This is a genomic window from Gracilimonas sediminicola, assembly GCF_024320785.1.
Taxonomy (GTDB): Bacteria; Bacteroidota; Rhodothermia; order Balneolales; family Balneolaceae; genus Gracilimonas; species Gracilimonas sediminicola.
Window position 1 is genome coordinate 1,199,279 of sequence record NZ_JANDBC010000001.1, and the last position, 13,489, is coordinate 1,212,767.

At 42.4% G+C, this 13,489-nt stretch carries 8 protein-coding genes and 1 tRNA gene; 6 read left to right on the forward strand and 3 right to left on the reverse strand.

The features are described from left to right. Window positions 1–161: 161 nt before the first annotated feature. From NM125_RS05415 to NM125_RS05440, 6 genes are all read left to right on the forward strand, one after another. Window positions 162–235: transfer RNA gene (locus NM125_RS05415), tRNA-Arg, on the forward strand. Between the two features lie 422 nt (window positions 236–657). Next, window positions 658–3,414, forward strand: a complete 2,757-nt coding sequence (locus NM125_RS05420) for a PAS domain S-box protein (RefSeq protein WP_255133581.1) — start codon at window positions 658–660, stop codon at window positions 3,412–3,414. Beyond that, complete coding sequence (locus NM125_RS05425; RefSeq protein WP_255133583.1) at window positions 3,415–4,080, forward strand: response regulator transcription factor; 666 nt, start codon at window positions 3,415–3,417, stop codon at window positions 4,078–4,080. Between the two features lie 172 nt (window positions 4,081–4,252). After that, the gene (locus NM125_RS05430; RefSeq protein ID WP_255133585.1) at window positions 4,253–4,651 is read left to right on the forward strand and encodes a response regulator; all 399 of its coding nucleotides are present in this window, start codon (window positions 4,253–4,255) and stop codon (window positions 4,649–4,651) included. A 189-nt stretch (window positions 4,652–4,840) separates the two neighbouring features. Further along, the gene (locus NM125_RS05435) at window positions 4,841–8,221 is read left to right on the forward strand and encodes a PAS domain S-box protein (protein ID WP_255133587.1); all 3,381 of its coding nucleotides are present in this window, start codon (window positions 4,841–4,843) and stop codon (window positions 8,219–8,221) included. 14 nt (window positions 8,222–8,235) lie between these two features. Continuing rightward, complete coding sequence (locus NM125_RS05440) at window positions 8,236–9,468, forward strand: GAF domain-containing sensor histidine kinase (RefSeq protein ID WP_255133589.1); 1,233 nt, start codon at window positions 8,236–8,238, stop codon at window positions 9,466–9,468. A 399-nt stretch (window positions 9,469–9,867) separates the two neighbouring features. On the opposite strand, the gene NM125_RS05445 is transcribed toward NM125_RS05440, so the two are convergent. The 3 genes from NM125_RS05445 to NM125_RS05455 form a co-directional block, all read right to left on the reverse strand. Beyond that, complete coding sequence (locus tag NM125_RS05445; RefSeq protein WP_255133591.1) at window positions 9,868–11,148, reverse strand: RNA polymerase sigma factor; 1,281 nt, start codon at window positions 11,146–11,148, stop codon at window positions 9,868–9,870. Between the two features lie 5 nt (window positions 11,149–11,153). Then, on the reverse strand, window positions 11,154–11,489 hold the full coding sequence (locus NM125_RS05450) for a YciI family protein (protein ID WP_255133594.1): 336 nt from the start codon (window positions 11,487–11,489) through the stop codon (window positions 11,154–11,156). A 150-nt stretch (window positions 11,490–11,639) separates the two neighbouring features. Next, complete coding sequence (locus tag NM125_RS05455) at window positions 11,640–13,475, reverse strand: ATP-binding protein (RefSeq protein WP_255133596.1); 1,836 nt, start codon at window positions 13,473–13,475, stop codon at window positions 11,640–11,642. Window positions 13,476–13,489 lie beyond the last annotated feature (14 nt).

Sequence of the window (13,489 nt, forward strand, 5' to 3'; positions counted from 1 at the left end):
AACCTTCTCTGCCTTTATTATTTCAACAATCGTACCAAATAATTCCTCTGTTAGTTGCTAATCATACCCCTCCAACCTCAAAAACTTATTCTTCATTCTGAAGCATAAAATAATTGCCCTGCAGTTATGATCTTCTTATCTTTGATGCTCTCGAATTTTTTGCGCACGTAGCTCAGCTGGATAGAGCGTCTGGCTACGGACCAGAAGGTCAGGGGTTCGAATCCTCTCGTGCGTACATTAATTTTTAAAGCCGCCTTTGTTCGAAAGGTGGCTTTTTTTATATCTCCCCTTCGCGCACAAAAATCCACTTCCCTTTCTTCCTAATTCTGTTTTCAAATTCGGCTACTTCTAAACAATCGCACTTAGCAAGCTCACAGAGGGTTATTTTGAACTCAAAATTAATTTCCCAAAAAAGTGTAAGGAATGGCTTTGAGATCGCTCTTACTTAATGGTCAAGAGGGCCAATTTGGGTTAAGTCGTGGGTACAAATGCAACCATCCTTATCTGCTTTAGATGAGGATGGTTTTTTTATTGGTCCAAACCCCGGATTTCGGGAGTTATTATCTGCTGAGGCATTGCTCTAAACACTCTTGTGGTTTAACACAGAAAGCAGTTAGTTCAAATTCAGAAATTATTCACAAGGGGAAAATGCTGGTCATGAAAAAGTTTCAAAAACTTTTCCAACTTAATGCTGTAAATATTGCCTTCATTTATCTGGTGACAGGTATATTGTGGATTCTTTTCTCAGACCAGTTGCTAGCCTTCATTATTACCGATATTGAGGAAATGGCGCGTTATAGCACCTTTAAAGGCATACTATACGTAATTGTTACAGCTATTTTACTCTATCTTCTTGTTGATTTTAGCAACAAACGCATCAAATCTGCTACAAAAAGTGTGGATGAAGCTTTGGATTCAGTGAAAATCGCAACCTGGAGTATCAACCTTGAAACGAACAGAAATATTACCTCCAGATACCACTACAAACTATTTGGACTTAAAGAGAGACCAAAGAAATGGAACGTTCAGGATTTCTACGACTCCATCCATCCTGATGACAAAGATCGTGTAGAACAGGCTTTTATTGAAGCGATTGAAACTAAAACCCCTTACAAAGCAGAGTACCGTATCATTTGGCCGGACGGTACGGTGCGGTGGATGAAAAGCATGGGTAATGTTCAGGAAAATGATCAGGGAGAAACAACCTCGATATCCGGCATTATACAGGACATTACGGAACAGGTGGACCTTGAAGAAAAAAATAAGCGCAGACAAGAGCTGTTTGAGCGTATTTTCGAACAAATTCCGGTGATGATAGATATTTACGATCCGGAGGTGAATCAAATCAGGGTAAATAAAGCTTTTGAGGAAACCCTGGGATGGACTAATGAAGAAATCAGTGAAATTGACTTGCTGGCGGCCTGCTATCCTGATCCTGAATTAAAGAAAAAGGCCCTCAAGGTGATGGCTGAAGCAGACGGTGAATGGCATACTTTTGAGGTGCTTGATAAAGCCGGGAATACCCGCATCCAGGAATGGTCAAATATTAAACTCTCGGATGATACCACCATTGGAATCGGGCTGGATGTGACGGATATCAAACAAAAAGAACAAAAATTAGAGTTGGTCAACCGGCGGTTCAGAAGAGCAGAAAAAATTGGTAAGATTGGGCACATCGAACGGGATTTAAAAACCGGAGAAATCACTATATCTCAAAACGTATATAATTTAGCCGGTTTAGAGAAGAGCAGTGAACCTCTGGATTTTGAAGGAATTTTAAACCTCATCCACCCAGAAGATTTTGATCGATTTTTAGAAGTTCGTGAGGAAGCCAATATAAAAGGGCACTTAAATGATGTTTTTAGAATTGTTAAGCACGGTACTAATCAAACCATCTACATTCATTTGGTAAGTGAGATCTACTTCGACTCGGATGGAAACCCTGATTTTGTTGCTTCGGTTGTACAGGACGTTACCCAGGTTAAGGAGTACGAAAGGTATATTGAAGAGCAGAAAGAACTTTTTGAGAATACGATTGAAAACCTGCCTATTGGAGTAGCCGTAAATCACATCGATTCCGGGAAGGTTTCTTTAATGAACCAAAGGTTCTCCAAAATCTATGGCTGGCCCAAAAACGTCATCACCGATTTAGATACTTTTTTTGAGAAAGCCTATCAGGATGAAGAATACCGCAACCGCATAAAAGAAATGGTGCTGGAGGACATTGGCTCCAAAAAACCTGAGCGGATGCAATGGAAAGGAATCAAAATTACAACTCAGACTGGGGAGGAACGAATCATCAACGCTAAAAACATCCCGGTTTATGATCAAAACCTGATGATTTCTACGGTGGTGGATGTAACAGCACAAGTGGAAGCAGAGAAGAGGTTGGCAGAATCTGAACACAATTACCGGCTGCTTTTTCAGAAAAGCCCCCAGCCCATGTTAATTTTTAATCCGGACGACCTATCCATCATTGAGGTGAATGAATCTGCTGTGCGGCATTACGGTTATTCACGGGAAGAATTTTATACCAAAACGATATTAGATATCCGTCCTGATGAGGATAAAGAAGAAGCAAAGCAGGTTATTAAGAACGACCGCGAGACCACTATGTCTGAGCCTTTTGAATCCCGGCATATCAAAAAGAATGGTGAAATCATCAATGTGCGTGTTACCGGTTCATCAATTACCTATTTCGGTAAAAACTACCGCCTGGTGCTGGTGAATGATATCACCGAGCAGAAGCAAGCGGAGGAGATGGTGCTGGCCTCACTTGTAGAAGGCGAAAATAAAGAGCGGGCTCGTATTGCTCAGGAACTTCATGACGGACTTGGCCAATACCTTGCAGCGGCCAATATGAACCTGGATTCCGTGCAAGGTCAAATTTCTAAACTGGATGAACGCAAACAGGATCAGTTTAATAAAGGGTTGAATTTACTGAAGCATGCGGTTTCAGAAACGGCCCAGATTTCCCGCAACCTGATGCCTCGTGTAGTTGATGATTACGGGCTGGCTTTAGCCATCGAGGCCCTCGTTGATAATTACAGTACCACCAACGATTTGGACATCAGCTACTACCAAAACATCAGGGATCTCGAATTGCCCAGAGAAGTACAATTTAATCTCTATCGCATTGCACAGGAGGCACTTTCTAATGCGGTAAAATACTCTAAGGCTTCACAGATTAATGTTCAGCTCATTAAAGATGAGCTTGATTTGATCCTTACGATTGATGATAATGGCATTGGCTTTGATACATCTGATCCGGACTTTACACCGGGATTGGGGTTACAAACTATTAAAACGAGAACAGGGGCGCTTGGCGGCCACTTTGAATTCGATTCAAAACCCGGCAAGGGGACATTAATCAGCGCAATCGTTCCTATCAACAAACATACAAATGCCCAATAAATGGCTAACATTAAGATTGCAATAGTCGATGACCATCAGATTGTAAGGGATGGTATAAAAATACTGATAGAAGACGAGCCCGGCTTTGAAATCTCTTTTGAAGCTGAAAACGGGGAACAGGCAACCAACCTTTCTCTGGAACACAAGCCGGACCTGATTGTTATGGATATCACCATGCCCAAAATGAATGGCATTGAAGCGACCGAGCAGATCAAGAAAGAACAGCCGGATGTTAAAGTACTGGCTTTAACTATGCTGAGTGAAGATCAGCACATTAAGAAAATGATTAAGGCCGGAGCTTCCGGGTATATCCTGAAGAGTTCCGGTAAAGAGGAGCTCATCAAAGCCATTAATACCATTATGGACGGCAAACATTACTTCAGTGATGACGCCACCCAGGCTATCCTTCAGGAACTGGTTCAACCTACGGTCTCCAAAAACCGGGAACCTGATGAGATTAATATTACCGAAAGGGAGCTGGAGGTCTTAAAGCTGATCGTTAACGAATTTACCAACCAGGAAATCGCCGACCAGCTGTATGTGAGCGTGCGTACCGTGGATGCTCACCGCCGAAATCTGCTACAGAAAACCGGGGCAAAAAATACGGCCGGACTTGTGAAATACGCTATAAAAAACAAGCTTTTCGATAACAACAATAACGGATGAACGCCGGCTTAACTTTTACCCCCACCCCTTCTTTTTGAATATCATTCGCATGTCTCTTTTATTGCTTAGGTAAAAACACCTATAGTGAATATAGGTGTTAACACCGATTTTTTAAGCCGTTTTATAGAGTACTTTAGCATTAGTTAAGTAAAATATATCATCCACTTACACTGTGCTGCAAGTAACCTTCATAGCCAAAATCAATCAAACCAACGATATTGTATCTGAAATTTTACGATCATCGTTAGACGCTTCTGTTGATTTTATTTCTCCGGAAACTGACTATTCGGATCAGTTGCCTCTGCTTATCAAAAAGCACAGCGTTATTATTTACGACCTCAATACTTCTCATGGCTGTGGTAATGCCCCGGATAATATTAAGGACATAAAAACCGGCTCACCCGATATTCCCATTTTAGTATTGGACCATCATGACGATAAGAAGTTTGTTCAACCTTTAATGGATGCAGGAGCATCCGGGGTTATCTCTCATACCCCAACCGAACCTAAACTCGTGGAAGCTGTAAATGAGCTTCTAAACGGGAATACATTTTTTGAATATCCTGAATAATTATTCTGCTGCTACCCTCCTGTTCAGTTAATGCACAGTAGGTCTTTTAGCCTAATTTCAAAATTAGGTCTTTCACGTCATTCAAAAAGTGTAAAAGTTGGATAGTTTATTTCTCAGATAAAACAAACCAGAAGCGTGCAAACTACCTGGCAAATCAATGAGAGATAAAGAGAAACTTGTTAGCAATTTATGAGCACTGATCATATACATACAATAGTAGAACTGGACCGCTTAAGCGCGGCCATTCTCAATTCATTGAATGCCCATATTGCTTTAATCAATAGCGAAGGCATTATCACAGCATTCAACACCCAATGGAAGATTTACCGGGAAGAATGCGAAGAGAACTGGAGCCATCCCGGGTTGAATGAGAATATACTTTCGGTGCTTCAGCACCCCCTTGCTGCAGGTAACGAGTCTGCCCTTCGGCTTTTACTTGGCATCAAAGATGTGCTATGCGAAGAAAGAGAAAGTTTTACGATGAAATACCAGGTTTCGCAAGAGGCTTCCCAAAAAACCTTTTCTGTTACCGTAAACCCCCTGGGAACCGACGAGGGTGCCATCCTGATTTACGAGGATATCAGCGCTCAAATTCAAAGCCAAACCTACCTGAAGGAAACCCGGGAGAAGTTTGAGAAACACTTCCAAAACAGCCTCTATGGAATTTTGGTTGCCGATGAATCCAATACGGTGATCGAAGCCAACAACATTGCATGTAAATTACTGGAAGTAAGTGAGAACAACCTGATTTTCACAGACATCAGCAATTATCTGAATGTGAACATGAGCGTTGCCGACATTCAGAAAAGAATTAACCGGAAAGGCAATTATATAGGAGACTATGAAATCAAGACAGCAAAAGGCAACGTTATTCCTATTGAGCTGTCCGTCACGTTATTCCGAAATGAGAGCGGAAAACCGGTAACAAGCTGGGCGTTCAAAGATATTTCCCAAAAGCGAAATACCCAGCAGGCGCTTAAAACATCTGAGCTACTGTACAAGCTGCAGTTTAATAATACCCTGGAAGGAACAATCATAGGTAAGCCGGACGGCCTCATTCTGGAGGTTAACCCGGCTGCCTGTGATATGCTGGGGTATGAACCCGGCGAGCTGGAAGGAAATTACCGGGACATTATTTTTGATATGGATAATCCTGTTAATATTCAGGCTGTTGCAAACCGCAGAGAGAACGGCTCTTTTACAGGCGAGGTTGAATTCACCCATAAAGATGGCCACAAGATTCCGGTAGAAGTAAGCTCTGTTATATTTGAGGCTGAAGACGGAGAAGAGAAGACCATTATCAACATCAAGGATATTTCTTCCCGTATAGCCATCCAAAAGCAATTGCTGGATGAGAAAGAGTTTACCGAATCTGCCATCTCCAGCCTGCCTACGGCATTCTTTGTGTTTAACCTTAAGGGTGAATTAATCCGGTGGAATAATATGCTGGAGCAGGATCTGGGATATACAAACGAGGAAATTGCCAGCACAAATGTAATGAAACTGGTACACCCCGACGACCGATCTTTGCTTTTTAATATTCTTGAAGACAAGCTCGTAGGCAAAAAAATCAGCGTGGAAGCCCGTTGTATTACTAAAGATGGCGAGGCCGTACATTATTTGCTGAGAGGAACCAGCTTTGAGCAGAATGGCGAACGTTTTATTGTTGGAGGAGGCCTGAACCGCAACAACATCATCGAAATTGAAAATGAGAGACAGCAGGTAAAGAAAGAGCTCCAGCGAACCAGGCATTTTAATGATCTTGCCGTTGATGGGGCAAACCTTGGACTCTGGGAGGTTGACCTTGACTCTGACAACGCCTACTACAACGAACGATGGTACACCATGTTGGGCTACGATAAGGATGACGTTGAATTTACTAAATCCTTCTTTTACTCTCTTGTGCATCACGAAGACCGGCATATTCCCGATACCGAGCTATCAAGATATATTGAGTCGGGTGACAGCTATGAAGCTGAGTTCCGTCTAAAAACAACGGATGGTTCCTACCGTTGGATTTTAGCTATTGGAAAGTTTGTTGACTGGAATGAATATGGAGAGCCTACCAAACTGGCCGGTTCTCATATGGATATTACCGAACGAAAATTGGTAGAAGTTGAAAGTAAGAGAAACCAGAAGCTGCTGAATCAATTATTCTTCAATTCCCCTATTGGGATAGTGTTGGTAGATGCTGATGGAAACGTCCAAAATATCAACCAGAGCTTCAGCAAAATCTTTGGGTACTCCGATTCGGAAATCATTGGGAAGAACCTCGACCAGACTATTGTACCTCAAGCAATGGACGAGCAGGGAGAAACTCTTTCCCGGCTAAGCTTTACCGGAGACAGCTTCCAGACGGAAACTATTCGAATCAGTAAAGATGGTAAAGAAGTACCTGTTCTTGTAGGGGGCGTACCGGTAGAACTGGATGGGGATGTGATTGCCATTTATGGAATGTATGTGGACATCACCGAACGCAAAGCACTTGAGAACCAGATTGTGGAGCTGCTGGAAACCGAGCAAAAAGCCCGTGCCCAAATGCAGGACATGTTTGAGGAATCACCTTCTGCCATCGCTATGCTGGAAGGGAAGGATCATATCTACAACTTTGTAAACCAAAAGTACAAAGAGTTGGTCGGGAAGCAAGATCTGGTAGGTTTATCAGTAAAAGAAGCCCTTCCTGAGATGGATGAACAAGGCTTCACGGATCTGCTGGATACATGTTATAATGAGGATAAATCGCTCTACTTTAACGAGAAGGAAGTGTACTTCAACAATGGAAAAAATGGGGCTTCAAAAAGTCACTTCCTGAACTTTGTGTACAAGCCTATACACAATGAAGATGGTGAAGTGTATGGCATTTTTGTAGAAGCCATTGACGTGACTGAGCAAGTGCAAGCCCGAAATATTATTGAAGAATCACTGGTTGAGAAAGAAACACTGCTTGGGGAAGTGCACCACAGGGTTAAAAATAACCTGGCCATTATTTCAGGTCTGTTAGAGCTGGAGATTCTGGATAATAACGACCAGAAAATTTCCAAGCACCTGCATTCCACCCAATCCAGAATTACAACCATCGCCAAAATTCATGAGCTGCTGTATCAGAATGAAAGCCTGACCCATGTAAGTTTCAGAAGATTTATAGAAACGGTTGTTAAAGATGGTGCTGAGGTGACAGACAACAATGCCTATAAACTGATCACCAGCTTTGAGTTAGATGAAGTTGAGCTAAATGTGAACCAGGCCATTCCTGCCGGTATGCTGCTTAACGAGGTGCTTGATTACTTAGATCAAATCAGATGCAATTCGGGCATCCAAAACAGCCAACTTGCCCTGAGAATGAAGGGTTCGGACGAGTGTGTAAAAATTGACTTGATTGACCCATCCGGTCAATTACTTCCTGCGTATGGATTAGACCACCCAAACACTAATCTTCGCAAAGAGCTCATAGATGTTTTATCGAGTCAAATCAATGGCTCCATCATATTAGAAAACGAAACTGAAAGCATCTTATCGATTCATTTTGCTAAGAGAGAATTAAGAGGCCCTCACAGCGCCTTAAAAAATTAGACGAGCTTATTACAATGCCTGAATTACCCCAAGATCAAAATACTGCTGAAATTCCGATTCCGGATAATGAGTCTGAGAGGCAGCAAGCCGTAGAAAGGTATAATATTCTGGACACGCTCCCGGAAGAGGAATTCGATTCTCTTGTGGAGCTTGCAGCCATTGTAACGGAAAGCTCTATGTCTCAGATGAATATTCTGGATCATAACCGGCAGTGGACCAAAGCAGCTCACGGACTCGAGTCTGGCACAAATTGTGACCGCTCTGAAGCCGTATGCGCACACACCATTCTTGCTGATGGCAGCATGGAAATCACTGACCTCTCTAAGGATGACCGCTTTAAAGATGCCTCTTTTGTTGAACATGATCCTCATCACAGATTTTACAGCGGATACCCGTTAAAAACAAAAGATGGCTTTAATATTGGGGCGCTTTGTGTGCTCGACTCAGAACCAAAAGAATTGTCAGATACCCAAAGAAAAGCCTTAAGAACTATTGCCGGTGAAATTGTTTCACGGCTTGAAATCAGACGAACACAAAGAGAACTCGAAAGATTAAACCGGGAAAAAGATCATTTTCTTCGGGTGGTTAATCATGATATCAAAAGTCCGCTTAGCGGCATCGTCAGTTCTGCCCATTATCTGCAGAATGTTTGGGATGGAGATCGCGATGAATTGGAAAGTATGCTTTCCATGATTGAAATTAGTGGCAGAAAGCTGGTCACCTACACCAGTGAGTTAGTCTCCAACTCTCTGGAAGAAGGAGATTCCCGGTTGATAGTGGATGAAGTTCAGATTGATGAACTCATCAAAGACCTGATTCTCATTTATACTCCACTCGCTAAAACCAAGCAAGTAGACATTACAACGAATTTCAATATTTCAGACTCATTTAAGCTCGATAACGAAAAGTTTAAGCTGATTGTCAGCAACCTGATTTCTAATGCTTTGAAGTTTAGTTCAACCGGAGACACCATAACAGTAAAAGCTGAAATTGTAGATACCGAAGAAAACCGAATTCTTCATTGCTCTGTATCTGATACCGGCATTGGCATTCCGGAGCAATATATGGATGGGTTGTTTACCAAAAATGAGAAACACCGGCGCTCGGGTACGCAGGGAGAAATCAGCACCGGATTAGGCCTTCCGCTTGTAAAACAATTTGTAGAATTACATGATGGCGGAGTGAAAGTTGAAACCGAAGAGGGCGTTGGCTCTACTTTCTATATCACCATCCCTGAAAAACAATAACTTTTTATTCATTTTCATTTGTACCCCGAAAAACCAGGGGCTGCGTTCCGGAAGGAAGGCAGCCCTTTTTTTATAAAAATATTCTTTCCTGCACTCCCTCCCCTATTGCTTAATGGCAAAAAAGGTGCGAATATAATGGTAATGTTCAGAGTGCTCATCTGCCTGAACATGGGTTAGGGATTTGCCAAAACGGGCAAAAGAACATAACCACAATCATTTGTTTGGAGGCCGAAATCATGGCTAACAAAGAACAAAAACCTGCTCCTAAATCTGCCCCCAAAACAGCTGCCAAAAAGCAGGCTCCGCAAGCTAAAAAAGCAACCAAGAAGTAATTCTTGATAAGCTTTTTGAATTAACTGTAGATTTAAAAAAAGCCGCTTCTGATTTCAGGGGCGGCTTTTAATTTTTAGAAAGGTTCTGCAAATCACACTCTTCCATTTTTCGGCGCAGGTAGGTTTCGTCAAAGCCGGAAGGGGTAAGGTCGCAGGCAACCTGGTAATATGATTTGGCCAGTCCGAACTTCCCAAGCCTCACATTCATTTCCGCTTTTGCCGCCCAAAAGAAATACTCTTTCTCTTGAGTAATTGAACCCTGAAGCTTTTCTAACTTTTTTAATCCAAGCTCTGCTCCACGTAAATAGCTTAAGGCTACTATGTAATTCAGCTCAATAATCGGTGAAGGCTCCATGTTGATGAGCCTTTCGTAACAAGTTGAAATCAATTTCCAATCTGTTTCCTCAAAACTTGGTGCCTGAATGTGAACGGAGGCAATAGTTGATTCTAAATGGTACCGGCTCAACTCTTTACTTTCGCGAGATCGTTTTAGATGATTAAAACCTTTGTTTATTAACTCCCGGCTCCACTTGGCCCTGTCCTGATCTTTTAAATCTAAAATGACTGATTGGTGGTCTGAACGCGCCGAAAACCGGGCAGACTGAAAATACATTAAAGCCAGCAGCGCATGTACCCGCCCGGAATCATCATAAGTAAGAGAGGTCATGAGGTGAGCTAAACGCAAAGCTGTAAAGCATAAATCGACATTGATCAGTTTATTGGCGTAGCTGGTTTTATACCCTTCATTAAATAACAGGTAAATTGCTTTCAGTACCGTATCCACTCTTTGCAGGGCTTCTTGCGGGCTTAGCTCCGGGAGTTCAACATAGTGGTTCTTGATTTCTTTCCGGGCTCGGTACAAAGCTTTCTTTACCGCTTCCGGTTTCATGAGCAGTGCGCTGCCTATTTCGGCATAGCTGAACCCACCCAGTATTTTCAAGATCAGCATCAGTTGTTCACGCTCTTTTATCTCGGGATAGCAGCAGGTAAATAACATATTCAACTGGCTGTCTTTTATCTCCTGATGTTGAAACAAATTTTCAATAGCCGACTCATCCCCGCCAACTTCAAGCCAAGCAGGCGCCTTTTTCCTAATCAACTGCTCTCTTTTTATCACATTGATCGCTTTATTCTTTGCAACTTGCATAAGCCAGGCTGAAGGCTTTTCCGGCACTCCTTTCATTGGCCAGTTCTTCATTGCCGTGATAAAGGTTTCCTGTACAATGTCTTCGGCTAATTCAGCATTGCCAAAGCCAAAAAGGCGAATTAAAATAGCCGTCATTTTTCCGGCTTCCTCCCTGAAAAGATGATCGACTATGGCTTTTGTACTATGTGAACTTCTGTCCATCAGAATTAAGTTGGCATCACTTCCCGCACTTCTATTCTTCCTCCAAGTTCCAAAACAGGGCAACCTTTAGCCAGCTCAACTGCTTCTTCCATTGTGTTCGCATTTAAAATATAAAAGCCTCCTATGAGTTCTTTTGACTCAATAAAAGGCCCATCTGTAACAACCTTATCACCACCAGTGATTGATCTTGAATCGGGTTGTAATGCTTCGCCGGAATCAAATTGATCTCCAAGCTCCCCGATCCATTTCATATGCATCTCAATTTCTTTCTGCATGTCCTCCGCAGACATATCTTCGTAGGCATCTTTTTGGTCAAATAGTAAAAGCATGTATTTTTTCATCGTTCTGTCGTAAATGGGTCAATGTTCACCCTTATGACAAATAGCATTCCCATTTGGGGACATTTAATTTTGAAGAGCGGTACCCGTTATATACTTCCCGGAGAATCAAACAGTTTTTAGCAGCAAAAAACTACCTAAGGCTGTTCTAAATTATTTCTCAATAAACTGAAACAGCTTCTGCTCAAGGTCAGCCGGGTTAAAAGGTTTGGTCACAAAGTCGTTCATGCCCGAAGCATACACTTTCTCTCGTACTTCTTTAAGTGCGGCAGCTGTGAGGGCAATGATAGGCGTATTTCGCTTGTACGGATCATCCAGTTTTCGAATATGCTCGGAGGCTTCGTACCCATCCATGGTTGGCATCTGGAGGTCCATCAGCACCACATCGTAATTATGTTCTTTAATGGCTTCTACAGCTTCTTTGCCATTATCTACAACCGTCATATCCACATTCCAGCGCTCGAGAAACCTCAACATTACCTTTTGGTTCACCAGGTTATCTTCAGCAAGCAGAACACGGAGGCCTCTTAAACTTTCGGCATTATCTTCACTTTTGGTTATTGCCTTGGCTTCGTCTGTTGAGGATCCTTTTTCAAAAGTTAACTCTACGAAGAAAGTGCTTCCTTCTCCTTCATCGCTTTCAACGGAAATAGTACCACCCTGAAGCTCTGTAAGTTGTTTACTGATGGTAAGCCCAAGCCCCGTACCGCCAAACAAGCGTTTTGTATTTTGGCTGGCCTGTGTAAAGCTTTCAAAAATGGTATTTACTCGATCTTCTTCAATACCAATACCCGTATCTGAAATGGTAAACTGTAGTCGTACTGAGTCATCATCACCAACCTGAAGAGCATTTACTGATAACCTCACTTCTCCCTCTTCAGTAAACTTCAGCGCATTACTTACCAGGTTATTCAGGATCTGTGTGAGTCGCGCCGGATCGCCCACTAATATATTGGGGATCCCTTCCCCTATCTCTGTGTTAAGCTCAATGCCTTTATTTTTGGCCGTTATTTTGAAGCTCTCTACAATGACATTTACAAGTTTATTCAGCTCAAATTCAATGTTTTCGAATTCAATTTTTCCGGCTTCAATTTTAGAGAAATCAAGTACGTCATCAATCAGCGAAAGCAGGGTTTTCCCGGAAAAGTCCAGAATATTGATCGGTTCAATTTGATCTTCGCGCGGACTGTCTTGCTTCAGCAGGTGAGTCATCCCCAAAATAGCATTCATCGGGGTTCTGATCTCGTGACTCATGGTAGCCAAAAATTCCGATTTGGCTTTTGTGCTTTTTGCGAGTTGCTCGGTGGCCACTTCAAGCTGCTCAATATAGGTTTCCAGCTTTTCCTGTTTCAGGCTCAACTCCTGATTCAATTCCTGCTCTTTTTGTAATAGCTCCAGCGTCTGGTGTTCGGCGTCTTCTTTAAACTGCGAAAAGGTATTAAAAATTAACCAGGTAGTTACGAAAGAGCCCGTCAAAACACTCCATCTCACCAGCGAGAAGCTGCTTTCAGAAATACTGATTCTCTCGAAGATGATATAATCCAGGATGAAGTACGAAAGGATTGACAACAGAATACCCATATTGCGCAGGTGCACCTGGGTATTATCAAAAAGAAGGATGGAAAGCCCCATGGCGGGTATAAAAAATGCCTGAATCATGGCATCGCCGCCAAATACGGAACTGAGAATGATAATACCGACATCGGCATAAGCAATGAGCAGAATCTTAGCGGCTTTCACAAATCCCTGCCTGGCCAGCAGAGGGATTAATAAAAAGGCGATGGCTTCAGACAGAAAAAACCACGTCAGGGATACAGATTCGTTGATTTGAAAGGCAATGAGGAAGAGAATGGAAACGCCGGCTAAAAAGAAAGAAACCGAATTCAGGACGGTCATACCCGCCTTTTTGCCAACAACCTCGTTTTCCGACCTCAGGTCTTTACCCAGAGCGATATCAGAAATGCCGGTGAGAGAAAATTTTGAGCTCATATTCATTGCTTATC